This window comes from Blautia sp. HCP3S3_C12 (assembly GCF_052064155.1).
In the GTDB taxonomy this organism is placed as follows: domain Bacteria; phylum Bacillota; class Clostridia; order Lachnospirales; family Lachnospiraceae; genus Blautia_A.
Genome location: NZ_JBQHWC010000001.1, coordinates 296,779 through 319,094, shown reverse-complemented (window position 1 = coordinate 319,094; position 22,316 = coordinate 296,779). Strand labels below are relative to the sequence as shown.

Annotated in this window: 31 protein-coding genes and 1 pseudogene; 7 read left to right on the top strand and 25 right to left on the bottom strand. The window is 40.0% G+C overall.

Features of this window, described 5'->3' with window-relative positions; genetic code table 11:
• Positions 1-36 precede the first annotated feature (36 nt).
• From ACTNDS_RS01660 to ACTNDS_RS01630, 7 genes are all read right to left on the bottom strand, one after another.
• A complete protein-coding gene (locus ACTNDS_RS01660; protein ID WP_441032933.1) occupies positions 37-1,014 on the bottom strand; it encodes an N-acetylmuramoyl-L-alanine amidase in 978 nt (325 codons plus the stop codon).
• A gap of 17 nt (positions 1,015-1,031) precedes the next feature.
• Entirely contained in the window at positions 1,032-1,268 is a 237-nt protein-coding gene (locus tag ACTNDS_RS01655; RefSeq protein ID WP_441032930.1) for a hypothetical protein, read from the bottom strand.
• A gap of 46 nt (positions 1,269-1,314) precedes the next feature.
• On the bottom strand, positions 1,315-1,608 hold the full coding sequence (locus ACTNDS_RS01650) for a phage holin family protein (protein ID WP_441032927.1): 294 nt from the start codon (positions 1,606-1,608) through the stop codon (positions 1,315-1,317).
• A 2-nt stretch (positions 1,609-1,610) separates the two neighbouring features.
• Positions 1,611-1,862: a hypothetical protein gene (locus ACTNDS_RS01645; protein WP_117674585.1), complete on the bottom strand. Its 252-nt coding sequence runs from the start codon at positions 1,860-1,862 to the stop codon at positions 1,611-1,613.
• A 180-nt stretch (positions 1,863-2,042) separates the two neighbouring features.
• Positions 2,043-2,258 (bottom strand): hypothetical protein, encoded by a 216-nt coding sequence (locus ACTNDS_RS01640; protein WP_441032924.1) that lies wholly within the window; start codon positions 2,256-2,258, stop codon positions 2,043-2,045.
• A gap of 13 nt (positions 2,259-2,271) precedes the next feature.
• Positions 2,272-2,424, bottom strand: coding sequence for a hypothetical protein (locus ACTNDS_RS01635; RefSeq protein ID WP_441032921.1), 153 nt, complete (start codon positions 2,422-2,424; stop codon positions 2,272-2,274).
• Between the two features lie 152 nt (positions 2,425-2,576).
• Positions 2,577-2,765 carry a hypothetical protein gene (locus ACTNDS_RS01630; protein WP_441032918.1) on the bottom strand — a complete coding sequence of 63 codons (189 nt, stop codon included), beginning with the start codon at positions 2,763-2,765 and terminating at the stop codon, positions 2,577-2,579.
• A 149-nt stretch (positions 2,766-2,914) separates the two neighbouring features.
• On the opposite strand from ACTNDS_RS01630, the gene ACTNDS_RS01625 reads away from it, so the two are divergent.
• On the top strand, positions 2,915-3,082 hold the full coding sequence (locus tag ACTNDS_RS01625; protein WP_441032915.1) for a hypothetical protein: 168 nt from the start codon (positions 2,915-2,917) through the stop codon (positions 3,080-3,082).
• Here the strand turns inward: ACTNDS_RS01625 and ACTNDS_RS01620 are convergent.
• Complete coding sequence (locus tag ACTNDS_RS01620; protein ID WP_441032912.1) at positions 3,072-3,233, bottom strand: hypothetical protein; 162 nt, start codon at positions 3,231-3,233, stop codon at positions 3,072-3,074. The genes ACTNDS_RS01625 and ACTNDS_RS01620 overlap by 11 nt on opposite strands.
• A 27-nt stretch (positions 3,234-3,260) precedes the next feature.
• Positions 3,261-3,494 carry a DUF739 family protein gene (locus ACTNDS_RS01615; RefSeq protein ID WP_441033147.1) on the bottom strand — a complete coding sequence of 78 codons (234 nt, stop codon included), beginning with the start codon at positions 3,492-3,494 and terminating at the stop codon, positions 3,261-3,263.
• A 172-nt stretch (positions 3,495-3,666) separates the two neighbouring features.
• Here ACTNDS_RS01615 and ACTNDS_RS01610 point away from each other — a divergent pair, with 172 nt between their 5' ends.
• From ACTNDS_RS01610 to ACTNDS_RS01585, 6 genes are all read left to right on the top strand, one after another.
• Positions 3,667-4,131: a helix-turn-helix domain-containing protein gene (locus ACTNDS_RS01610; RefSeq protein ID WP_441032910.1), complete on the top strand. Its 465-nt coding sequence runs from the start codon at positions 3,667-3,669 to the stop codon at positions 4,129-4,131.
• A gap of 9 nt (positions 4,132-4,140) precedes the next feature.
• Positions 4,141-4,926: a DUF3800 domain-containing protein gene (locus ACTNDS_RS01605; protein ID WP_441032907.1), complete on the top strand. Its 786-nt coding sequence runs from the start codon at positions 4,141-4,143 to the stop codon at positions 4,924-4,926.
• Between the two features lie 201 nt (positions 4,927-5,127).
• Entirely contained in the window at positions 5,128-5,592 is a 465-nt protein-coding gene (locus tag ACTNDS_RS01600; RefSeq protein WP_441032904.1) for a hypothetical protein, read from the top strand.
• A gap of 156 nt (positions 5,593-5,748) precedes the next feature.
• The gene (locus ACTNDS_RS01595) at positions 5,749-6,336 is read left to right on the top strand and encodes a coiled-coil domain-containing protein (protein WP_441032902.1); all 588 of its coding nucleotides are present in this window, start codon (positions 5,749-5,751) and stop codon (positions 6,334-6,336) included.
• Between the two features lie 21 nt (positions 6,337-6,357).
• On the top strand, positions 6,358-6,702 hold the full coding sequence (locus ACTNDS_RS01590) for a hypothetical protein (protein WP_441032899.1): 345 nt from the start codon (positions 6,358-6,360) through the stop codon (positions 6,700-6,702).
• A gap of 171 nt (positions 6,703-6,873) precedes the next feature.
• Entirely contained in the window at positions 6,874-8,442 is a 1,569-nt protein-coding gene (locus ACTNDS_RS01585; protein ID WP_441032896.1) for a recombinase family protein, read from the top strand.
• A 22-nt stretch (positions 8,443-8,464) separates the two neighbouring features.
• Here the strand turns inward: ACTNDS_RS01585 and ACTNDS_RS01580 are convergent.
• The 16 genes and pseudogenes from ACTNDS_RS01580 to ACTNDS_RS01505 all read right to left on the bottom strand — a co-directional run.
• Positions 8,465-8,581 (bottom strand): annotated as a pseudogene (locus ACTNDS_RS01580) (manganese catalase family protein); the annotation flags it as partial.
• Positions 8,582-8,666: 85 nt separating this feature from the next.
• Positions 8,667-10,085 (bottom strand): N-acetylmuramoyl-L-alanine amidase, encoded by a 1,419-nt coding sequence (locus ACTNDS_RS01575; RefSeq protein WP_441032893.1) that lies wholly within the window; start codon positions 10,083-10,085, stop codon positions 8,667-8,669.
• A gap of 46 nt (positions 10,086-10,131) precedes the next feature.
• Entirely contained in the window at positions 10,132-10,425 is a 294-nt protein-coding gene (locus ACTNDS_RS01570; protein WP_368221515.1) for a phage holin family protein, read from the bottom strand.
• Positions 10,426-10,427: 2 nt separating this feature from the next.
• Entirely contained in the window at positions 10,428-10,679 is a 252-nt protein-coding gene (locus tag ACTNDS_RS01565; RefSeq protein WP_117674585.1) for a hypothetical protein, read from the bottom strand.
• A 573-nt stretch (positions 10,680-11,252) separates the two neighbouring features.
• Positions 11,253-11,531 (bottom strand): hypothetical protein, encoded by a 279-nt coding sequence (locus tag ACTNDS_RS01560; protein ID WP_441032888.1) that lies wholly within the window; start codon positions 11,529-11,531, stop codon positions 11,253-11,255.
• A gap of 103 nt (positions 11,532-11,634) precedes the next feature.
• The gene (locus tag ACTNDS_RS01555; protein ID WP_441032885.1) at positions 11,635-13,104 is read right to left on the bottom strand and encodes an SGNH/GDSL hydrolase family protein; all 1,470 of its coding nucleotides are present in this window, start codon (positions 13,102-13,104) and stop codon (positions 11,635-11,637) included.
• An 11-nt stretch (positions 13,105-13,115) separates the two neighbouring features.
• Positions 13,116-14,081 carry a hypothetical protein gene (locus ACTNDS_RS01550; RefSeq protein ID WP_441032882.1) on the bottom strand — a complete coding sequence of 322 codons (966 nt, stop codon included), beginning with the start codon at positions 14,079-14,081 and terminating at the stop codon, positions 13,116-13,118.
• Between the two features lie 11 nt (positions 14,082-14,092).
• The gene (locus tag ACTNDS_RS01545) at positions 14,093-14,704 is read right to left on the bottom strand and encodes a putative phage tail protein (protein WP_441032879.1); all 612 of its coding nucleotides are present in this window, start codon (positions 14,702-14,704) and stop codon (positions 14,093-14,095) included.
• On the bottom strand, positions 14,695-15,759 hold the full coding sequence (locus ACTNDS_RS01540) for a baseplate J/gp47 family protein (protein ID WP_441032877.1): 1,065 nt from the start codon (positions 15,757-15,759) through the stop codon (positions 14,695-14,697). Before ACTNDS_RS01540 ends, ACTNDS_RS01545 begins: the two co-directional genes overlap by 10 nt.
• The gene (locus tag ACTNDS_RS01535) at positions 15,752-16,159 is read right to left on the bottom strand and encodes a DUF2634 domain-containing protein (protein WP_441032874.1); all 408 of its coding nucleotides are present in this window, start codon (positions 16,157-16,159) and stop codon (positions 15,752-15,754) included. Before ACTNDS_RS01535 ends, ACTNDS_RS01540 begins: the two co-directional genes overlap by 8 nt.
• The gene (locus ACTNDS_RS01530; protein WP_441032871.1) at positions 16,156-16,479 is read right to left on the bottom strand and encodes a DUF2577 family protein; all 324 of its coding nucleotides are present in this window, start codon (positions 16,477-16,479) and stop codon (positions 16,156-16,158) included. The genes ACTNDS_RS01535 and ACTNDS_RS01530 overlap by 4 nt, the downstream gene beginning before the upstream one ends.
• 26 nt (positions 16,480-16,505) lie before the next feature.
• Positions 16,506-18,467 (bottom strand): CHAP domain-containing protein, encoded by a 1,962-nt coding sequence (locus ACTNDS_RS01525; protein ID WP_441032868.1) that lies wholly within the window; start codon positions 18,465-18,467, stop codon positions 16,506-16,508.
• Positions 18,464-19,153: a LysM peptidoglycan-binding domain-containing protein gene (locus tag ACTNDS_RS01520; RefSeq protein WP_441032865.1), complete on the bottom strand. Its 690-nt coding sequence runs from the start codon at positions 19,151-19,153 to the stop codon at positions 18,464-18,466. Before ACTNDS_RS01520 ends, ACTNDS_RS01525 begins: the two co-directional genes overlap by 4 nt.
• A gap of 8 nt (positions 19,154-19,161) precedes the next feature.
• Positions 19,162-21,291: a phage tail tape measure protein gene (locus tag ACTNDS_RS01515; RefSeq protein WP_441032862.1), complete on the bottom strand. Its 2,130-nt coding sequence runs from the start codon at positions 21,289-21,291 to the stop codon at positions 19,162-19,164.
• A gap of 177 nt (positions 21,292-21,468) precedes the next feature.
• A complete protein-coding gene (locus ACTNDS_RS01510; RefSeq protein WP_279031702.1) occupies positions 21,469-21,873 on the bottom strand; it encodes a phage tail assembly chaperone in 405 nt (134 codons plus the stop codon).
• Between the two features lie 11 nt (positions 21,874-21,884).
• The gene (locus ACTNDS_RS01505) at positions 21,885-22,292 is read right to left on the bottom strand and encodes a phage tail tube protein (RefSeq protein WP_441033144.1); all 408 of its coding nucleotides are present in this window, start codon (positions 22,290-22,292) and stop codon (positions 21,885-21,887) included.
• Positions 22,293-22,316: the final 24 nt, after the last annotated feature.

Genomic DNA, 22,316 nt, shown 5'->3' with positions numbered 1-22,316 from the left:
CAAGTAACTTTGGAGCTCTTTTTGAATCATATACTTTTATTTCTTCTTAATTATTGCATCAAAACCGGCCTTTTTCAACTTATCGACCATTTCTTTAGCATTTGTTTTTTTTGCATACGCTCCAACCTGTACATAGTATCTCGTTGTTGGTTTTTTTGTACTTCCAGAGTTTGTTTTTGTTGATGTATCTCCCGTAATGTTCTTACCAATGATTCCTTCTGCAATCAGCTTTGCATGAGCATCAAAGCCAAGTTTCTTTGCTTTTTCGTAATCTGATTTTGAATCGCAGAAGAAGCTCTCGATCAGGACAGCTTTAGCTTTTGTCTTTCTGGTCCAATACAAACCTGTTTTAATCTGTGGTCCTCTATTATCCCAGATAGTCCCAAGTTTCTCGCAAATTCTTGCTGCCACTTCTTTTCCGGCTTCGTTATAGGCATATGCTTCACATCCATGTGCATTGCCATTGAATGCATTCAGATGAAGTTGAACAGACAGATCATAATTCTGTTTTCCTTCTTCTCCGATGAAGTAATTAATTTCATCATTCAGGGAATGAAGCTGTCCTTCTGGAGCAATGCAAAGAGTTGCTTTATGGCCTGCTTTCTTTAGCCATTCAACTACATAAGGGGCAAGCTCTTTGTTATATTTGTATTCGTTCACTCCACCACAACCAGTACCGTCAGCCGAAGAAATAACTCCATTGCCATAATCGGCATGACCTACACAAATAAAATAATTCATAACATCCTCACTTTCCGGTTCTTCTGAACCTAATATAGCGTTCAAGATTCTAATGATCTGTTTTCCATATCCTTTTCCGGCAGCCCAGCCTTGGTGTGTTGGATTCTCCTGGATTCCAAGCCATTCAACATATTCTGCTGGGCCTCTTGCGACATACAAAAAGCGTGGATCCACACAAGTCTGCATCAGTCTTTCATTGCTGGCATACGCTTTCAAATGTTGAATCTGTTCTCTGACCCCTTTGATCGGTATATCAAAGCTGTTTCCCTTCATTCCGTTTTTAGTAACTCCTAGGCCGCAAAAATTATTTTGTTCAAAGTCCACCGCTGATCCGCAGAATGTAAAATTCCCGTTTCCAAGCATGACTGCACAAAAGCTATATCTCCGCGAACGCCTTCTGCTTCTCCTTCTGTTATATAGATTGCCGCTAATTTTGTGACCGAATCGGTCACTTTGGGATTTACCTTTTTAATATAAGTCTGGAGCTGTTCCACTGTAGCTTTTGACTTACCCATGATTCTTAACATTTGTTTTTTCCTCCGCCTAAAAGGAGATATTTTCCCATCCCTTGAATCATTCGTCTTTGTTTGCCTGTTTTACGATCTGGTTCACATATGTAGAAAGACCGGCAATCAGAATTCCCTGTGTGATTGCCGTAAAGATTGCCATTGCAACATCCTGTCCGGTACCGCAGGTGCAAGTGGCAAACACATAGACCGCACAGATTGCAATGCTGATTCCGCCAAGGATAAGCGGAATATACTTATCTTTCACTTCCTGCGCCTGTTTGAGTGCCATTCCTACGAAATATAAGGCAATTGCTACTACAACGAGTTCCGGTTTTACATAATTTGTAATCTGTTCCATAATCATTCTCCTTTTCTTTCCAGGTCTTCTATTCTATGATTCGCAACCTTGATTTGTTCCTCATGTACACTCATTTTTTCTTCCAGAGCATAAGTTCTTTTGATGAGGTTATTGTGTTCATTTACTCTTTTGGTCAACTCTTCCAACTTGTACTCCATAAGAGTTCGTGTCTTTTCCTGCTGTGCATTATTGCTGATCACGCATACAATTAGTGTAACCGCCGCACTGATGCAGGCTGAAATGATTGTTTCCATCTCTTTTTCCTTTCTGGCAATTGCGCCGGCGCAATTTCTTATAAAATAAAAAAGCCTCTCTTGGCTCCGCTCTAATTCTTCTCATAGATTTCTCCTAAACAAAAAGAGAGCATTTCTGCTCTCTAAAAATATGTAATATATGTTCCTCCTTGACATTTCTTTTCATGTTCTTTATACTATCTATGAAAGTTGTTTTTTTGTTGCTCTCACGTTGGCGGACGTGAGGGCTTTTTTAATTGCTTTCTTCTTCTCCTGGATCCAGATCAGAGCGATCAGGCTCATCACGCTCAGGACTATTGTCCCTGTAAAGAGTTCTAATTTCCCTTCCCAGTTCCAGATCGGGAGCAGTGCAGCTATGTACCCAATTAAGAGGGACACGACCATCTTGTACTCCATGTTCTCACCTTCCTTATCCAATTTTCTGTTTCTGGTAATATCCGATAATGATCTTAGATACATTATCAATGATCTTCTGGTTGTCTTCTTTTGTGTTGTTCTTACAGTAGTCATCGTGGATCCGGATTATCCCGGATCCGTATTTGATTTCTTTAATTACTGCCATATGTAATCACCTCTCTTGAGTTATGCTATGTAATATGGTTGTACAGAGTTCCATCCCCTTATCCTGCTCCCTTTCAAAGTCTTCGATGGTTTAAAGGAGCTAAAGCAGTTCATTAAAGCATTCGTTACTTTTATTGATGCTGACTTAGCGTATCAAGATGCCGTGGCATTCATTTCGGGTTCATCAAACTGATTTGCTCTTCCTTCTGCAACAAGTATTCCATCTTTTGTCCAATACTGGATTACTGTTTGCAGAGGGGTTCCTTTTCCATTTATTTCTTTTATCTGCTTGACTTTTATCATAGGTACTTCCTTTGCGTATACTATACCTACTGTGCTCATTCTCTTTTCGCCTCCTAATCTTGATTATTTTTTCTCGATAAATCTCGAATTCTGTCGAACCGTTTTCCTTGACGGTCTGTTCTACTGCTCCTATCTTATAAGTACAGAGTACTGGCATACTCGAGTATAAAAGAAAGGAGACGCAGCCCATGTCTGTTAACGAATCTGCGAAATATCAGCTTGCAAAAACGTTTACTGAACTTGCTATTCAGAATAATTTAATTGCGAAATATGCAACTGCAGCCGAAACAGCAAAAGAAGTTACAAGTTTCTTCAATACAATTGTAGAAACAATTAATAATTCTGCTAAAGAGTAACTTTAAGTTTTGCTCTGGCAGATGTAAGTTCTGCCAGAGCGCTTACCAATGCTACAAGTTCCTCTGTGCATATTGAATTTTCTTTCACCTTTTCCTGTATTCTGTCGCATAACGTTCCTATAGTTTCATCAACTTTGTTCTGTATCGTCATGGTTCTCACCTCTTTCTGGATATTCAATTATTTAGTCGAGTTTTTCTCAACTACATGGGTAAAAAAATAAGAATGAATATCGGAAAGAGGAATCTCTAATGCAACTATTGCACTCTCCATTTCATCCTGTCCCCAGTCCACCACATTGTTTAATTTATTGCTAACAGACACTTCTGATAATCCAATATTCCTTGAAAATTCAGCTTGCGTGCCAAAGTTTTCTCTTATGCGCCCGCGCAATTTTCTATAGTCGTAAAACAGTTTCTTTCACCTCCTATAGTTGAGTTTTTCTCAACCGTCTGTGTAATACCATTGTCATATAAATATGTCAATGGCGTTTTTAAGTTTTTCTCAATTTTTATATATAATTATTGATATTTTCTCAACTTCTGTTTTATAATTCTATTAAAGAAATCTTTAAGGAGGTTTTGCTTTGGACAAGGTTGATATAAAAGAAAGAATAAAACAAGGTTTGGAAATTCGTGAAATTACTCAAACTCAGTTGGCAGCAAGGGCCAATATTGATAAAGGACAACTTAGTTCATATATATCAGGAAAATATAAGCCTAGACAAAATAATATAGATGCTATTGCATCAGCATTGAACGTAAGCGAAGCATGGCTTATGGGTTTTGACGTCCCTATGGAAAGAGTTCCCAATAAGGTAGAATCTGTTCAGAGTTCTTCCGTCTCTGCTCAGTGCAAGGAAATCATAGAAGTATGCAATCAGTTGTCTCCTCACAACCAGAGAAAGGTTCTCACCTACTCTAAGAACCTTCTCTCCACCCAGCAGATGGAAGATGCATTACTGCCAAACGCTGCGCATGAGATGAATCCAACTGAGGAGCAAAAGAAACATGCTGATGATGTTATGAAAGATGATAAAGAATGGTTATAGGAGAAAGTTATGAATACACGAATTGTTTATTGTGATGAAACTGGTGATGACGGACTTAATACCAATTCCAGCAGTGCCTTCATATTGACCAGTCTGAGCATGCCAACAGAATCATGGCAAACGAATTATGATACTTTTAAAAAATTTCGACAATCTTTAAAGGCTGAATATGGTTTTCACACTGGAATGGAAATGCATACCAAACAATTTCTGACCGACAAAAACCCATATCGTACTTTTGGATGGAGTACTGAACAGAAAATTGATATTTTGAAGAAATTTACTTTAGCTATTGCTGCGCTGGATGTTTCTATTATGAACGTAATCATTGACAAACGGAAAATAAAATCCAATGACTATTCTGTACTTGAGCACGCTCTTACATATAATATTCAGCGAATTGAAAATGATAGTAATGGGGATTGGAATTTTATAATCATAACTGATAAGGGCAGAATCAGTCCAATGAGAAAAACCGCAAGAGCTATTAGAGCTTATAACCCTATTCAATCGCAGTTTGGCGGATATGTGAATAAACCCATCAAATATTTAATTGAAGATATTATGGAAAAAGACTCTGAAGAATCTTATTTTATTCAAATATGTGACTTTGTTTCTTTTTTTGTTCATCTTTATTACAAAACCAGATATCTTGAAGAACCTCTGCCAAACAGAGTTGGGAAGTTAATCACCCCTGAGTTTGTCGGACGTGTTATGGCTACATTGGCTAATAATGGAACTTTAAATTTAAAAGCCAGTCCTAAAAAGTATGGTCTTGTTATTTATCCAAAATAAAACACCACCTACGACGCATTCGCGCTTTCAGTGGTTCAAATATATTATCACATGCTTCAAAAGAAATGTCAACAATAGCTTATCTCAAAATTTTGACATTTTAAACCGAAATAAAAACAGATTTTGTTGACTTCAACAAAATCGTTGCTGCTGGAGCTAAGAAATAGAATTCGTTTACTTGATATAAAAGGAGTGATCCGATTGACTTACGAAGAACTATTAACTCTATCCGATTCGGAGAATTTGATTGTTAAAGAAAAGGAGCTTTCTGGTTATGGCGGCCGGATATATAAGAACAGAATTGCCATCAATCGATCACTTCCTACTCAGGTAGAAAAGTCCTGCGTACTGGCCGAAGAGCTTGGACATCATTACACTACTACTGGAGATATTTTGGATCAGAGCAATACCATGAACCGCAAGCAGGAATACCGGGCACGATTATATGGATATAATCTTAAGATTGGGCTTACGGGTCTGATCAGAGCTTATGAGTCCGGATGCAGAAATTTTTATGAGATGGCTGAATATCTGGATGCTACAGAAAAATATTTGAAGGAAGCTATTGATTGCTATAAAGCTAAGTATGGATTGTATGTATCTATAGATAATTACATAATTTATTTTGAGCCATTTGTAGTAATAAAAATAATTTCTACTGAATAATCAAGATAACTATATATTTTTTTTGTAAAAAGTATCTCAATTTGCTTTTATCATACTTGTGTATTACATTTTACAGTAGTAAGATATTAATTATATACTAAGGAATTAATTCGCTTTGGCGTTTTAATAAATATTCCATTTAGGAGGATTAAAAAAATGAAAAAGAAGATTTTTGCCATGCTGTTAGCTGGCACACTTGTTTTGTCTGCTTCACCACCTGTGTTTGCTGATGAAAAAGACGACAAGATTGAACAACTTGAAGCTCAAATCGTTGAAATGCAAAAGACGATAGATGATCTTCAAAAGCAGCTCAACGAAGCTTCATCAAAAAATAAGTCTACTTCTCAGGATACTTATAAAATAGGTGAAACATATACCGTAGAAGGTCAATGGAAAATTACAGTCGATTCTGTTGAAGCAACTGACATTCGCAATGAGTATAGCGATAAAGCTCCAGCCGCTGTTTACCTTGTGACATACACTTATGAAAATCTTGGATATGATGATGACGTCATGAATGGATTGTACATAAGCCTTGAAGATGGAATTGTCGACAGCACCGGAAAAATGGGATACTCCTATCCTGGAGATATTTCAATGTATCCACAAGAAACACCGATTGGCGCGTCTTGTCAAGCACAGGCATGCATCGGTGTTGATAATGCCGGAAGCTTTAAAATCAACTTTTATACCTATGATAGCGATGGTCAAAAACAGTCCGCTGTTTTTGAAATTAACATTTAATATACCACGGAGGAAATAAAAATGAAAACTTGGAAATTAGTATCTGGAATCTTATCAATTGTTTTGTTTTTTATGGTTGCTTTTCAGTCATGTGCTGCCGGAATTAGTAATTCTCTCAGTGAAACAGGCGAAGTAAGTGGTTCTGCTGGAATAATCGTTGCTATTATGCTTCTTGCCGGAGGCATTGTATCTATTGCAACTCGCAAAGGTGGCAAAGGTGGAAATATTGCGCTTATTGTTTTATTTGGTATCGCTGCTCTTTTTGGCTATACATTAGCAGGAAGCTTTTCTGATTTGAAAATTTGGGCAACATGGTGCTTAATCAATGTTATTTTAGCAATTGTTTCACTTGTAAAACATAATTAATAAAACCAAAACCGCCCCTGCTGGTAACAGAGACGGCTTTCAAGAATCTTTGCAGTTATAAAAAACTGTGCTATATTCTTCCTGAACAGTTGAATTATAGCACACTTCTTTACATCTGCAAAGGTGTATTTTTTATACCCTTTTTTCGTAAAATGCAATGGAGGTGTGCTAATGAATCTTGAAAATGTATGTCTTTATTTAAGAAAATCCCGTGCCGATCGGGAGGCTGAGGCACGTGGTGAGGGTGAAACTCTTGCCAGGCATGAACGAATCTTATTGGATCTGGCTAAAAGCCATGGCTATAATGTCGGAGCTATTTACAAGGAAATCGTGTCCGGAGAGACAATCTCTGCCAGACCGGTTATGCAACAGGTTCTTCACGAAGTTGAAGCCGGTATGTGGGATGGAGTTCTCGTAGTAGAGGTAGAACGTCTTGCCAGAGGTGATACAATCGATCAGGGTACTGTATCCAGGGCATTTCAGTATTCTGATACTAAGATCATCACCCCTTCCAAAACATATGATCCAAATAATGAATTCGATGAAGAATACTTCGAATTCGGGCTTTTTATGAGCCGCCGTGAATATAAGACCATCAAACGCCGTTTGAATGCCGGAAGAATCTCTTCTGTGAAAGAAGGGAAATACTGTGGCAATAAGCCGCCTTATGGCTATGAGCGTGTTAAATTAAGCGGTGAGAAAGGATATACCTTACAGCCGATTCCTGCTCAGGCTGATATTGTGAGGATGATTTTCTCCTGGTACTCCGGAGCAGATGGAAATCAGATTGGCGTTGCTAAAATCGTCCGTAAGCTAAATGATATGGGAGTAAAATCTGCCCTTGGAAAGGACTGGACTCCTGCCAGCGTGCAATCTATCCTTGTGAATCCTGTATACACTGGAATGATTCGCTGGAATGGCCGTAAAACCGTTAAATCGATCCAGAATGGCGCTGTTATCCGTTCCCGTCCCAGAGCTAAGGCTGATGATGTTCTTTTGTTTCCTGGGCGGCATCCGGCTATCATATCCAAAGATATGTATGATACTGTACAGCGAATCCGAAAAAAGAATCCTCCGCGCCCTGTGCAGATCACAAATACTATCAAGAATCCTCTTGCCGGCATTGTGTATTGTAGTAAGTGTGGTCGCGCAATGGTCAGAAGACCTTATCAGAAACGTGGACAGGAAGATTCTCTCTTGTGTCCTTATACTTCCTGTTCTACTGTCAGCAGTAAATTGTCACTGGTAGAGAAAGTCTTACTGGATGGAATTAAGAATCTTGTAGATGAATACAAGCTCAGCAGTGATGTTCCTAAGCTTGATATAGATAATGTTATAACGCTTAAAGAAAAACTGATTGAAGAGAAAGAAGCTGAATTGAAGAAATTGGATGCTCAGAAACTAAAACAGTATGATCTGCTTGAGCAGGGAGTATACACGACAGATGTCTTCCTGGAGCGTTCTAAGAGTACTGCTGCCTCTATTGAAGCATGTATCGAATCTATAAAGGGCCTGAGAGAAGAAATTGAGCACGATAAGAAGCTAGTTGAACAGCAGGCTGTATTTATTCCCAAGTGTGAGAATTTATTGGAAAATTACTGGGAATTTGACGCTCAGACAAGGAATAAGCTTCTCAGAGAACTGATTGAGAGAGTTAATTATACTAAAGAGTCAAAGAATTACTTTCTTAAAGGCGATGAGATTACTTTTTCATTGGATATATTCCCGAAAATTCAATGAAAATTAACTACTGATAACCTCTATGTGCCAGTTCCTCTGTGCCGATATCATTCAGCACTGCCGCAGCCATGCGGTTTGGCATGGTAAACCTCTGAGACAGGTACCTCATAGATGCCCCAATCTCACCATCCGGGCCACCAGATGTCAATACCCTATAATATAAAAACATCGAAAAATGATACAATATCTTACTGAGTCAGAGGAATGAAATCCTGTGGCTCTTTTTATTTAAATGTGTTTATCTGTGCATGTGTAAAGACATTTACCCATGTTTCTTTTCCACAGATGCCATCTGCAGTAATCTTTGTATTATTCTGAAATGCTTTCAGAGCTGTTTCTGTTGCCGGTCCGAAGTTTCCATCAGTCTCTACTCCGAGCATTGCTTGCAGCATTAAGACTGCAGTTCCAGTGCATCCGATCTGGATAACAGGAAGCTGGAGTTCCATAGTTCCTGCAAGATCTGCTGTTTTTTTCGTTGTCTTCGGATATACTGCTTTTCCGTTCCAGTCATAGATGGTATATCCCTCTTTCCATTCTTTCTTTGCATTTGCCAGGCTCTTATATGCTCCAATCTGGCTTTTGCTGTCTTCCCAGTTTTTTCTTATTCTATAATATTTTTCTACGGCTACTGTCTCAGAACTTCCAATCAGCAGTTTGAAGTGATTCCAATCTCCTTTTGCACGAATTGCAGATGGACAATTCTTTGCGCACACGTCGTAATGTTGAACCACATGATCTGCATTGATTCCGTACTGTTTCATAAGAATTTTGCATACCTGAGCGGTATTTCGAAATGCTTTCTCATAGTCATATCCAGCATTGACGCACATCTCGATACCGATACTATTATGGTTATTGCATATTCCGAACAGTCGACCTCCGTAATTCACTCCGACATGCCATGCTCCGCGGTCATATGGAAGTGCCTGATAAGCTTCCTGGTCATCTACATAGACGTGTGCAGAGTATCCGGAGAAATTCCCATCATGCTGTGCTTTTGCGTGAGCATGTGCGTTAGCTCCTGCAGCATAGTTGTCTGTGTTGTGAATAACAATATACTTAGGTATCTGTCCAACATAGCTGTTATTGTTGCTGACCAATGATGTATTAATCTTCATTTCTGTCTCCTCCTTATTATCTGTTTCCAGGATTGCGTTTAAAATCCGTATAATTTCCCGTCCATAATTCTTTCCGGCAGCCCAGCCTTGGTGTGTTGGATTTTCCTGGATTCCAAGCCATTCAACATATTCTGCCGTACCTCTTGTAACATACAGAAAGCGTGGATCCACACAAGTCTGCATCAGTCTTTCATTACTGGCATATGCTTTCAAATGTTGAATCTGTGCTCTGACCCCTTTGATCGGTGTGTCAAAGCTGTTTCCCTTTATTCCGTTTTTAGTAACTCCTAAGCCGCAAAAATTATTTTGTTCGAATTCCACTGCTGATCCGCAGAATGTAAAATTTCCCGTTTCCAAGCATGACTGTGCAAAAGCTATGTCTCCACGAACGCCTTCTGCTTCTCCTTCTGTTATATAGATTGCTACTAATTTTGTGACCGAATCGGTCACTTTGGGATTTACCTTTTTTATATAAGTCTGGAGCTGTTCCACCGTAGCTTTTGACTTACCCATGATTCTTAACATTTGTTTTTTCCTCCGCCTAAAAGGAGATAGTTTCCCATCCCCTGAATCATTCGTCTTTGTTCGCCTGTTTTACGATCTGGTTCACATATGTAGAAAGACCGGCAATCAGAATTCCCTGTGTGATTGCCGTAAAGATTGCCATTGCAACATCCTGTCCGGTACCGCAGGTGCAGGTGGCAAACACGTAGATCGCGCAGATTGCAATGCTGATTCCTCCAAGAATAAGCGGGATATACTTATCTTTTACTGCCTGTGCCTGTTTTAATGCCATTCCCACAAAATACAGGGCAATTGCTACTACGATTAGTTCTGGTTTTACATAATTTGTGATCTGTTCCATAATCATTCTCCTTTTCTTTCCAGGTCTTCTATTCTATGATTCGCAACCTTAATCTGTTCCTCATGTACACTCATTTTTTCTTCCAGAGCATAAGTTCTTTTGATAAGGTTATTATGTTCATTCACTCTTTTGGTCAACTCTTCCAGCTTGTACTCCATAAGAGTTCGCGTCTTTTCCTGCTGTGCATTATTGCTGATCACACATACAATTAATGTAACCGCCGCACTGATGCAGGCTGAAATGATTGTTTCCATCTCTTTTCCTTTCTGGCAATTGCGCCGGCGCAATTTTGGATAAAATAAAAAGAACCTTTCGGTTCCGCTCTGATTCTTCTCATAAATTTCTCCAAAACAAAAAGAGAGCATTTCTGCTCCCTATATTGCATATTTATTGTGAGATGCTTTCACATCTTCATCGCTTCCTAATGTGCATCTACATTCATTTGCACGACATTTCATCATTGAAACATTGAAATATTGAACTGTAGATACTCCATACAAGCTTGTTACTATAACCTTAAATGAAAGGACACGAAAAGTTTCCTCATAATTTTTTATATATAATCTATATCCATTTACAATCGGATCGTAATTCATATCATCACAAATATTCTCATATTCAGATATGAATACAACATGTCCCTTTGAGTTTACCTTATAATCTTTAAAATTAATTATTCTTTTATCGCATCCTTTAATTTCAATATTACTTATTGGAACATTAGTAATATTGTGGAATTTTAATTCGACAAACCTGCAACCATTTTTATCTTCAAACCTTATATTCTCCTGAGATAAATTAATATAGGCTTCTTTACCTTCACGTTCTTATAAGTTTAACAATCTGTCATTAATTTCATTTGCTCTGTCAGACTGTCGTATCGTTACATATGCCAATAAAGAAGTACCAATACAGCTTAATGCAGTACCCCAATAATTTAACATGTCTGCTTCATTAATATTAGGATTTAATTTTTCCACTCCGCCTAAATTAAGAACTGGCAATAAAATCCAGCCTCGTATTAGAAATGGCCCCAATATTAAAAGAAAACATATAATAATTAGTATGTAATATTTTTTATCTTTCTTCGGATTATTAGATTTCAAAACAGCACATCCTTCCATATTTTGTATAGAAATTATACATTGATATATGGATTATTACAAATGTAAATTCTGGCATTTTATTAACTAAAGTCTCCTTTAATCATCAAATAGATTTTAATGCTTCTGCTATTTTAGGAGCAATAAAATCAAAATAGCCTTTCTGATTAGGATGCACACCATCCGGCATTAACCCAATTTTTTGTGCATTGATATCGGGATGAATATTACAACAACTGAATAAATTAACAATAGGAACCGAATATTTACTATATATTTCAATTTCAGCATTCACAAAGTCAATTAATTTCAAATTATTCGGACTTGTTGGCACATTCCAATTTCTAGTGACATCACCGCTCGAATAGTTATACTTCGGCGGTATAATTCCGAGCACTTTTGAAGTTGGGTACTTTTCGATAATCGAACTAACGAGTGAATCGAAAGCGGATTTAAAATCTGAAATACTTTGGCTGTTACTCCATAATGCATTATTTGTGCCTCCAAATAGAGTAATATAATCAAGTGTGCTTTCCATGACATCAATCCTATCATGCATTTTTTCGATTGTATCTCCTGAAACACCATAATTATAAACAGATTTAAAACCGCACATGATCTGCATTTTATCAACCCATGAATGATTATTGTTTCCTGCTCCTTGTGTAATAGAATCACCAAGACATCCTAATACTTTACCATAGCATAGTGATGTATTTCTAAGCAGTGGGTCACGTACCATGATAGTTGGTAAATCGGTGATAATATTGAAATCAACAACGCATCTATTACACCCTTCCGGAATAGTAAAGTGATCCACACCATTTAGTGCAGTACCGCTAACAAATGTACTACCATTTAAGAAACAAGCGGCTAGTGTAATTGCACCTGTCACATAATATTCTTTACTCGGCTCAACAATAAACGGTTGTGTCATCATGTAATCATTAGTAATAACGATTCTTCCATTATCCCAGCGCATAAAGTTTTTCGTGGTTTTTACACTGAATTCATATGTTGGTAACACCTGAGTATTAACAATATAATCATCAATTTTTGACTTATGGATGAGGACAATATTTGTGTCTAACCCATTAAATGATATGATAACGTTGTTACAATTAGCAGGTATTGAAAAAGATTTTGGAAGTGTAGACGACCCACTAATAAATGTTTCATCATTGAAAAAGCAAATAGAAAATATATCATTGTTTGAGTATATTTCTACATTTTCCAACTCTGTTACCGGGATTCTACTGCACACGCTTTTACCTTCGTATGATTGAATTACACCTGTATCCCATCGACAAAATTTGTTATTTTCTGTCGTAGGCACATATCTAAAGTCGCTTTTTGCATAATTGTTTAAATCTTCCTTTAGCGAAGCAATTTCTTTCGCTGTATCTCCCAGCCCGAACTTTTCTTTTAGCATATCCGCGATGTCATCAGCTCCTATTCGTCGGAGGGATTCGACTAATTTCCCTGCTTCATCGGTTTCTGGCTGGGTTACGAGGAAATGGGTGTCCGGGGATGGGGATGAGCTGGTTTCGGTTTCTGTAATTTTTTGTATTGGCATGTTTTCACTCCTTATCTGAATGCAATGTAGCGGTATGTTCTTCCGCTAGCATTTGAATATACCTTGTTTTCAGAATAATAATTTACCTTGAACCCATTATTCACGATCATGAGAGTCGTATAGTAATTATCATACGACTCTGCGCTTGATGTCGAACCTCTCTGGCTGCAGCATCCATGATTGCCAATTGCTATACCGCCTATGTAACCATTTATATCATCGTGCATATTGCCATAGTTATCGCACAAAATGACTGCGCGAGGGGTAAATCCAAGGCTGATCGTGCGTCCCTGAGTTCCATCTCCTGTATAAGTTCCGAAAATGGGAATTCCCAGTGCTCCTGACTTGCTCATATTTTCTACGAATTTCTCATATGTATCAGCTCCTGTCCCACCTCTTGCAACAGGGAGTATTCCGCTTTTTACATCGTCTGCAGAATGCATATGCGCTTGTGGACTGGCGCCTATTGTTTTACAGGTTATCTTGTGCGGATTATCTGCATTGCAATGGCTCTTAAATTCCGTTTTTGAAGCAAATGCATCACTATCTATAAGGATAGCTGATACATTCTCTGCTGCCCCCACCTGCACCACAACCGAAAACACGATCTCAATCACTCTTCCTGAGTTTTTGGACGGGAAGAAGTCTACTTCTGACTCGGAATATCTGTATGCGTACAAACATTCGTTTCCTTCTGCATCTCGGGCATACACCCCAAGTTCTTTTCCGTAAAATGCCTCATTTAACTCGGAGCTGTTGCAATATCCTGTGAGTACCAGATATCCTTCATGAGTCTCTGCTTCCGAGATTCCTATCTCAAGTTTCTTATTCGCCAGATCATGGACTGTATTCTTATCTGACTGTGCTCCGTCGCCGAGTGCGATTTTAGTAAATGTTATGCTTCCTCCGTCCATAGCCTTCACAAGAAGATTGATCCCATCTTTCGTAAGACTCGGCGATAAATATGAATCTGCCATCTTGTCTCCTCCTATATTTCCAGGACATTCCCGTTTTCATCAATCAGGGTATCCATCTTTTCATTTGCATACCAGTAGATATTATCAAGTGGATTCTTCACTGTGATTCCTGCCGGTTTTACTGTCTTCGTTTCTTTTACTGTATTTCCTATGTAAAACATATTTTTCTGCTTATATTTGAACCGAATGGCAATCATATAGTCAAGCGGTACCATTTGGTCAAGCAGTGTATGTACTGTGTTGAGCGCAAGTCTTTCAATCGGCTCAGTTTCATACCTGACAATCTTTTCTTCCAGATTGATATTTAAAATATATTTTCCTTTTCCCATAATGGAATCCAGTTTGTTCCGAAGGGTTGTCTCTGTATATACCGGTGTATCATACCATCTTGCAAGCACTTCAAGGCGCCGGTCCTCAAGGCCTGTTGTATCAAGAGGATTGATTCCTAAAATTTTCTCGCGCCTGCTGATTCCAGATTCTTTTGCGCTTTTAATGTCAATGTTCGCATCCAGTTCGTCTAAATCATTTTCCAAAGCTTCCCCGATCCTGTCGCCTGCATCAATTACCGCTTTAATATCTCTGATATTAAGTACCGCATCCGGGTAGCAGACTTTTACGTGCACGATATCACTCCTTTAACTGGAACAGATTTATCTGTCAACTGCAGATTTTTCGCGCTGCCATTAATAGCCGTATCTGTCACATCAATAATTCCTTCGATTTGCACAATAGCAGCTTCTATCTGTAATATTCTGACAACGATCGTATCTGTATTTTCCCAGTTTTTCCTTAATTCAAGCAGATAGGCTTCAATCGCAGAATCTATATACGAAGAAAGACCATCATAACTATAACCCGTATCGTATGTGATTGTTGTACTAATGTTTACTGCGGTTTCAGAAGCGGCAATTACCTGTACGCGATGTCCAATCGGGGCAAATCCGTCTCCCTCTCCACTATTTACGACAGGATCAACCGCGGTTTGTGCTGCAGTAATAATGCTTTCTGAAGGTGCTCTGTAATCCTGACCAATCACTGTAATCTTAACCTTGTCCGAAGGAGCAGATATGCGTTCCAATTTGCACCCATATATTCCGCTCAATTCTTTGATACGACTTTTGTAATATTCGCGGTTCCCGGCAAAGCCCCGGTAATTATATGTTGCCAGCAGTCTTGCGCGATATGTTTCCGTTTCCTCCTGATCTGTACCTTTCAGAGTACACTTGATGATTCTTCCCCACTCGAACCCATCTACATATTCAATCGGCTCCAAATCTCCTAAAATACCATTCGGGTCGGTACCCGGAGTGTCGCATCCTAATCTATATGTATGCTCTTCCTCGCTGATCACATTGAATACTGTGTAATTGTATTCATCCAGATTCCAGCGTGATCCTGCCGGGACAGGACAGTTAAACTGCGCAGTGAATTCCGAATAGGTTGCCTGGTTAATATAGCAGCCCCTGTCATTTCCATTTCGAATGAGATGATCCAGATCTGCTGTATCCGTATACATATTTCGTTCCAGCCCATCCAGAAACAGATAGGCTTCTTCAAGTCGTACTGCCTGTTTAGCGCATGCATTAAAAATCAGGCTGCCTTCCGATGTATCAATATCGTCAGGCATATCTTCCATCATTGTCCGCATAATCGTTTCGTATGTCATATCTTCAAACATCTATACTCACCTCCCCATCTCCAAGCTCTGTAATAAGTGAAAATGTAACAGTTACCTTTTCTTCGATCTTTACACAGGAAAAGTTTTCAATTCCTGTGATATACGGATTTTCTGTTAAACATTCTTCCGTCATGCGTTCCAGTTCGGAATCTGTCAGCTCTGTCGAATAGCTCTTTCCAATCAGGTCCTCGTATTCCTGTCCATAATTCTCAGAATATATATAATACCGGTATCTTGGTGTCTGCAGTGCAAGCCATGCCCATACAAGGAGTGCATCGTATCCCTCAACAATTTTACCGGAAAGCTGACCCGTTTCAAAATTAATCCCATATTCCCTGGGAATATACAAGCTTTCTTCCTGTTCCTCTTCCTCTTCATTGTCTGTAAAAGGAAACATCATTCCGGAACCACCACCTTTGCAATCAGAATGTACTTTTCATGCCTGTCCAGTTTCAGGAGCAGCACTTTATCCCCTTCTTGCAGGATATTTCTTTTGTATTCTTCTAAAGTGCTGTTATGTTCGGAATCTGTCATATACTCTGCTGATTTCGGTTTCGAAGTATGCAAGAATACTTTCTTCGTCCGATCCAGACGTAAATTGCAATTGATCAAATAATCGCTTTTATCAAGGATCATCGTGTCCATCCTGATTTTTCCGGAATCCATCATAATTCCCAGGTGAGGTACCGGGGCATTGTAGAAGCTTCCGGCTTTTCTCATCTGTTCTACAAATCTTTCATATGTATTTATAGCCCTTTGTATCTTCCTCCGTTTATAGCAGCAGTTACTTTCTTTCCCTGCCATTGGCTTACATTTAACAACGCTCCGGAATTTTGTGTATCACTGCCGCCCATGCTTTCAAACTCTATAAGCGAATAGCCGGCAGCCGGATAAGTCTGCCAGTGTCCATATATGCTTCCATTTCTGTCCCCGGCATTCTTTTCATCTGCGACAATACAATTTAATTTCACGCCACCTTCCAAAGTGAAGCTTATGACGTCTCCGCACTTTCCAAAGTAAGAACCAGCAGCGATCAGGTAATATCCGTCAATGGTCGCGATCCCATGATTACTTGTCCGTCCTCTGCTGTTCCACAGGTTCGCCACCTGTCTCTGCATCGTCTTGCTGTTCCATCTGGTGTACCAGAACGGATATATTGTATAATCCCATGGACATATGCCAGACTGCTGTAATCCTGCAGGAATTGATTTTGATGTGCCAGAGATGGTTATTCCACTTCCAGCATCTGATACAGTTGTTGTAGGATAGTCGATATAACAGAAGCCATAAACATCACTTCTTCGATTTCCATATTGCTTTCGCGCCGCAATTCCTCCGCCGCCACCTGTATTTCCTTCAATTGATACATAATCATTGATCCCTGTTCCGGATACGCTTTCGACAATTCCTATATGGCTTCCACCACCAGGTCCATAGACTACCAACGCTCCAGCTTTTGGAGTTTTTCCAAATTTCCCGCGAGCCTGATACCATTGTGTGACATTAATGCAGCTTGCAGTCTTTCCTCCGCCCATGAAGAGATTTCCATGTCCTGATTTATTAAATACAGACCATTGAAAGATGCAGCACCAGGCAACTCCGTTATATCCATAGTACTGCGTAGCTTCATTTGTTGTCCCAGATATTCCAATCCATGCCCTTGCCTGCTTCAAAACATCGTTCAGCGCATCGCTTGTCCCGGTTCCCGAAGCAGAAGAAGAGGCAGATGACGATGCTTCCTGTTCCTCATCCTCTTCCTGTTTGTCCATAATATTCTTGAACGCAAGCTCCAATGTAGTTGTATAAACTCCACTGTTCCATTGATGGCTGTCATTTTCTATCCAGAATTTCCCCTTCAATCCTGTTCTGAAATCTTCTATAATCACGCCTAAGCCGGATACACACCGGCAGTCGCCAATCATTGTCAGACTTGCCGTTTTATCCACTCCATGCAGCTCTGCTTTTGCTTCCTTTATTCCATTTCCGGAATCTACGGATATCGCATTCTGGAAAATACCGAATCTGGACGCCCATTTTGAATTGCTTATGCTTCCAATCTTCTGGTTACTCGAATTATAGATGTAAACACGGTTTACCATGCTATCAATGTTTTCAGAATACGAAGAGTCTGTAATTCTTTCCCCCTGCCGGATATGAAAATCAGGAATGAGTTTTCCTTTTTCAATCACTTCCAGCTTGTCCCTGTTCATTTGTACAATATATGGTTTCTTACTCTTCCTGTAAGCTTTTGTATAGGCTGCCATGATAATTTCGTAATATGGCCTTTCCTGAAAAAACATCTTTGTAATGGCCAGCTTTGTTTTTGCAAGATTCCCTGTCTTTACTTTTACATCTTTGCATACCATCGAAGCTATCTTTTCCGGCGTTTTGTTCAGAAATTTATAGGTACCGTTTGATCTTAGCAAGTGGATCATTCCATCCAGAGCTGTGTATGACAATTCTCCAGCTTCGGATTTCCGTTCCCTGTTTGTCACTATGCCCACAAATTTTGTTTTCTTATCGTCCGGGTATCCGGGGTAAAACGCTATTTTATCAGCCAGTTTAATTCCAAGATCTTTTACGTCCTTGTCATTCGGACTGTATGCAACACTAAAGGTAACCGATCTGGCCGCCTGTTTTGCGCTTCCCGCCCATGTAACAGACGTTACATATTCTGTTATATTGGCATCTTTCCACATCAGTTTCATGGTATCACCAGCTTTGTCCCGTCATATATCCACCATCCATTTACACCATTATGTGCACTGCTTACACGTCCATGCTTTTTTGCGGCTTTTTCTATGACCGATTTGTTTGCATTATATATTTTTGTGTAATACGTCCCTGAACCATAGAATTTTTTTGCAAGCCCCCACAGGGTATCGTTTCCCCGTACAATATGCACCTTTTTCTTCTTTTTGTCGTTCGTCCGGTTGTTCTTTTTAACCGGTTTCTTTTTGGCCGGCTTTTCCGGTTCCAGTGTAGCTTTTACAGGTTTTGTGTATTTCGGCGGCCGGTAAGTTTCCAATGTGATCGAATATTTTATATCCCCTGTTCCGTCCTCTTCTCCAAAGCTAAAGGATTTGAACACCACTTTTGTGTTCACTTTTGTCTTTGTAATTATGAACTGTACCACTGATTCCTGCCAGCTCTTGAGTTTTGTGATATATGCCCATGGGCTTCTATCCTTTTTATAATCCGCAAAAGGATAATCATGTGCCGGGAAAAAGGACTCAAGTGTAAAAGTTTCGAGTCCTTTCTTCCCAAGAATACTTACATCGCCGCGAGTTTGTACATTCACAGTCTGATGGGAGTTTTCAAATGATACCTGAAAAGATGCCGGCTTTATAGGCAACTGTATGGCTTCTTCTCCTTTTTTTATCCAATATTCCATGATGCCTCCTATGCTGCCTGTGGCATGTTGTTACTTGTCTGCTCGATTTTTCTCACAATCGCTTCAGCTATTTTGTCAATATCGGATTCCTCTCTTATTACAATGCTGTCAGCAAGTTTAGCGATTGTAATAGATATGCTCTTCTTTGTTTCCTGTCGAGCCATCCGTACAGATTCATCATGCGGATATACCCTGCTACCGGACGGAAGATCCACGATCTCTCCACCCTTTTCACTGATCTGTACAATGCCGCCTTTCCAATTGTCAGTTCCTTTGGCCAGAGTCGGAATTAGCGGGATGTCGAATCCTATATGTCCTCCTCCCACAATATCCGGCAGTGTTACACTGATGTTATTAATAGCTGAGATTGCTTTGTTTACAAGATTTATAACTGCATTGATAGGAGTTTTTACAAGTGCTTCCAGAGTTCCAAAGATGCCTCCTACTGCTTGTACAATTCCTGTCCATGCTTTTTCCCAGTCTCCCTGGAATACGCCTGTCAGGAACGTTATGATTCCTTCGAAGACGCCAAGTACGTTGTCAATAACTTCGCTTACCTGGCCAAACCAAGTAACGATAGCTTCTCCTGCCGCCTGCCATACTATTTTAAATACCTCAAGCAGAGTGTCTTTTAAGTATGATCCGATTTCTATGCACAAGTCTATGAATGGCTGCAGCTGTGGCTGTACTGTATTCCAGAATTCTACAAATCTATCTCCTATCTTCTGCAGGATTGGTGCGATTTTATCCCAGTTCTTGTAGATTAGCAGTGCTGCAGCTGCCACTGCTGCCGCCGCGATTCCAAACGGTCCGGTCATTATCTTCGCAATTCCTGAGAATCCTGAAGCACCTGTTAGTCCTGTAATCGCGCCGCCTACTTTCCCAAAGTTTGAGATTACTGTTCCGATTCCGGAGGACACTTTCCCGAACCCCAGTAAAACAGGCCCTACTGATGCCGCTACTGCTGCAAATTTGACTATAGTTTTCTGAGTGGCCGATCCCAGTCTGTTCCACTTATCGGTAAATTTCTGTATGAAGCTAATGCCTTTTGTGACATACGGAATCAGCTGATTTCCTATTGGCTGCAAGACATCCACCTGTATCGTTCGCCAAAGTCCTCCCAACGCGCCTGTTAATGTGTCATATTTTACATTTACCAGTTCTTCAACAGACTCCTTGCTTTTATCTATGGCATCACTTGCTGTTGACATAGAGGTTATAACCTGAGGTCCCAAATCTTCCCACATGGTTCCGAACAGGTTTACTCCGGCCGCGCTCTGTGCTACAGGATCATCCATTTCTGCAAGACCTTTGATTACTTCGTTGAATGCTTCTTTTGCAGAATCTCCTCCAGCTCCGAATCTCTCTGCCATTTTCGTCGCGTCCATTCCAAGAGCTTCAAATCCCTGCTTTGTCGTATCTGAACCATCTATTGCTCTGATAGAGAATTCTTTTACAGCATCTCCGACTTTATCCAGGTTAAAAGCACCATTCTGAGCGCCATTGGCAAATATTGAAAACATGTCTTCTGCATCCAGTCCTAGCTTCTTAAACTGCACAGAATACTCATTGATACTGTCTATCATTTCCCCGGAATAGTCCATTCCTGACTGTGCTCCCTGGGTGATCAGATTAAACGCTTCTCTTGCAGATACACCGTAATTCTTTATCAGTGTATCTGCAGCTCTGGTGCTTTCCGCAACATCATATCCGAAAGTGTCCGAAAGAGTATAGGCATATTCTGTGCATCTCTGCAGGGCAGAATCATCCAGATATGACATGTTCTGATTAACCGTTGCCATTGCTTCCGCAACATCATTGATGGATTCGCCGAAATTATTCTTGTAGACATTGTTGATCATGTCCTTGTATTTACCCATCTCTTCTGTTGCTGTTCCGGTTGCCGCTGCAAACTGCTGGAAGGCATCCTGTGAATCAGAGGAGAATTTGACTGCGGCCGTTCCAACGGCTGTTAGCGGCGCAGTGACCGATTTTGTCAGAGTTTCACCGGCTGCGGAGAACGCTTCGCCGGCATGGTTAAACACATCAGCAACGTTGTTAAACCGTTTTTCCAAGTCACGTGCCTGTGCCGCTACTTCTCTGGATGGATTACTGAAATCATCTATCAGCTTTACCACTGCAGCGACTGTCTTACCTGCCCTTGTTCTTCACCTCTTTCTCAATGTCCTGCAGTTCCTGTTTTAAAAAGGCACGGGTGATTAATCGTTCTCCCGCGCCCATTTTGTAGTATTTTGATGGTTTCCACTTCTTTAGGCGGAACAATGCATAAGCTATGCTTGCTTCGCTGTCCACCTTTATGAGTTTTTTACCTCTTCCTCTGCATCTTCTCCAAGTCCTGAGAGTTTTATGATCTCTGCGGCAATTGTTCCGGACTCCATTCCGAATAAAATAGCAGCAAGGTCTTTCGGGGTAGATGCTCCAAAATGGTCCATCAGATTTTTGTCTGTCAGACATGGATCCACAACGCCATGCACGCAGCACATTAAATTAAAATCATATGTAGCATTTACATCGCGATTTCCTTTTTTATCGAAGAGCATGGCCTGAAGAGCATTGTATCTCTTTCCAGACAGTTCTCTGATCGTAATCTCAGCATCTTCTCCCACTAATTTAGCCAGTTTTTTTGATCTGATCTTTTTGGTTGCTTTTTCTGTTGCCTTTTCTTTATCTACGCAAAGTAATTTTTCAATTAAATTCATGTTTTATCTCCTTATACGTCTATTGATTCCAGGACTTCCCATCCCGAGAAGCTGAATGGAATGGATTCTTCCAGGAGCTTTCCTGCTTCCCAGTCTGCCAGTTTGATTTCAGTGAATACGACATCGTCAAAGCGGATACGTTCTGCTCCGAATGCTTCCGGATCTTCGATGTTTGAAATAATCGTTGCTCTGGTTGCTTTTCCTTTCTTCAGATTATCCCCGATCTTTTTAATCATGTACGAAGTCACCTTGTTAAGTTTCAATGTTCCACTGCATGTGATTCCGGTTACTTTATACCCTTTCTCCAGGGTTCCCGTCCTGGCCACTTCTGTTGTATCCAGTTTTACTGTTGCTTCTAGCGCTGTTGTTTCTGCCATGTAGTCATTATCAATCCAGCATTCCCCAAAGGTTCCGTTAATGACTCTGTCCGGTGTATAGTTGTC

Coding starts and splice junctions, on each gene's coding strand:
- ACTNDS_RS01660 (WP_441032933.1), bottom strand. CDS start 1,014: ATGAAGGGAAACAGCTTTGATATACCGATCAAAGGGGTCAGAGAACAG.
- ACTNDS_RS01655 (WP_441032930.1), bottom strand. CDS start 1,268: ATGTTAAGAATCATGGGTAAGTCAAAAGCTACAGTGGAACAGCTCCAG.
- ACTNDS_RS01650 (WP_441032927.1), bottom strand. CDS start 1,608: ATGGAACAGATTACAAATTATGTAAAACCGGAACTCGTTGTAGTAGCA.
- ACTNDS_RS01645 (WP_117674585.1), bottom strand. CDS start 1,862: ATGGAAACAATCATTTCAGCCTGCATCAGTGCGGCGGTTACACTAATT.
- ACTNDS_RS01640 (WP_441032924.1), bottom strand. CDS start 2,258: ATGGAGTACAAGATGGTCGTGTCCCTCTTAATTGGGTACATAGCTGCA.
- ACTNDS_RS01635 (WP_441032921.1), bottom strand. CDS start 2,424: ATGGCAGTAATTAAAGAAATCAAATACGGATCCGGGATAATCCGGATC.
- ACTNDS_RS01630 (WP_441032918.1), bottom strand. CDS start 2,765: ATGAGCACAGTAGGTATAGTATACGCAAAGGAAGTACCTATGATAAAA.
- ACTNDS_RS01625 (WP_441032915.1), top strand. CDS start 2,915: ATGTCTGTTAACGAATCTGCGAAATATCAGCTTGCAAAAACGTTTACT.
- ACTNDS_RS01620 (WP_441032912.1), bottom strand. CDS start 3,233: ATGACGATACAGAACAAAGTTGATGAAACTATAGGAACGTTATGCGAC.
- ACTNDS_RS01605 (WP_441032907.1), top strand. CDS start 4,141: ATGAATACACGAATTGTTTATTGTGATGAAACTGGTGATGACGGACTT.
- ACTNDS_RS01595 (WP_441032902.1), top strand. CDS start 5,749: ATGAAAAAGAAGATTTTTGCCATGCTGTTAGCTGGCACACTTGTTTTG.
- ACTNDS_RS01590 (WP_441032899.1), top strand. CDS start 6,358: ATGAAAACTTGGAAATTAGTATCTGGAATCTTATCAATTGTTTTGTTT.
- ACTNDS_RS01585 (WP_441032896.1), top strand. CDS start 6,874: ATGAATCTTGAAAATGTATGTCTTTATTTAAGAAAATCCCGTGCCGAT.
- ACTNDS_RS01575 (WP_441032893.1), bottom strand. CDS start 10,085: ATGTTAAGAATCATGGGTAAGTCAAAAGCTACGGTGGAACAGCTCCAG.
- ACTNDS_RS01570 (WP_368221515.1), bottom strand. CDS start 10,425: ATGGAACAGATCACAAATTATGTAAAACCAGAACTAATCGTAGTAGCA.
- ACTNDS_RS01565 (WP_117674585.1), bottom strand. CDS start 10,679: ATGGAAACAATCATTTCAGCCTGCATCAGTGCGGCGGTTACATTAATT.
- ACTNDS_RS01555 (WP_441032885.1), bottom strand. CDS start 13,104: ATGCCAATACAAAAAATTACAGAAACCGAAACCAGCTCATCCCCATCC.
- ACTNDS_RS01550 (WP_441032882.1), bottom strand. CDS start 14,081: ATGGCAGATTCATATTTATCGCCGAGTCTTACGAAAGATGGGATCAAT.
- ACTNDS_RS01540 (WP_441032877.1), bottom strand. CDS start 15,759: ATGTTTGAAGATATGACATACGAAACGATTATGCGGACAATGATGGAA.
- ACTNDS_RS01535 (WP_441032874.1), bottom strand. CDS start 16,159: ATGATGTTTCCTTTTACAGACAATGAAGAGGAAGAGGAACAGGAAGAA.
- ACTNDS_RS01530 (WP_441032871.1), bottom strand. CDS start 16,479: ATGAGAAAAGCCGGAAGCTTCTACAATGCCCCGGTACCTCACCTGGGA.
- ACTNDS_RS01525 (WP_441032868.1), bottom strand. CDS start 18,467: ATGAAACTGATGTGGAAAGATGCCAATATAACAGAATATGTAACGTCT.
- ACTNDS_RS01520 (WP_441032865.1), bottom strand. CDS start 19,153: ATGGAATATTGGATAAAAAAAGGAGAAGAAGCCATACAGTTGCCTATA.
- ACTNDS_RS01510 (WP_279031702.1), bottom strand. CDS start 21,873: ATGAATTTAATTGAAAAATTACTTTGCGTAGATAAAGAAAAGGCAACA.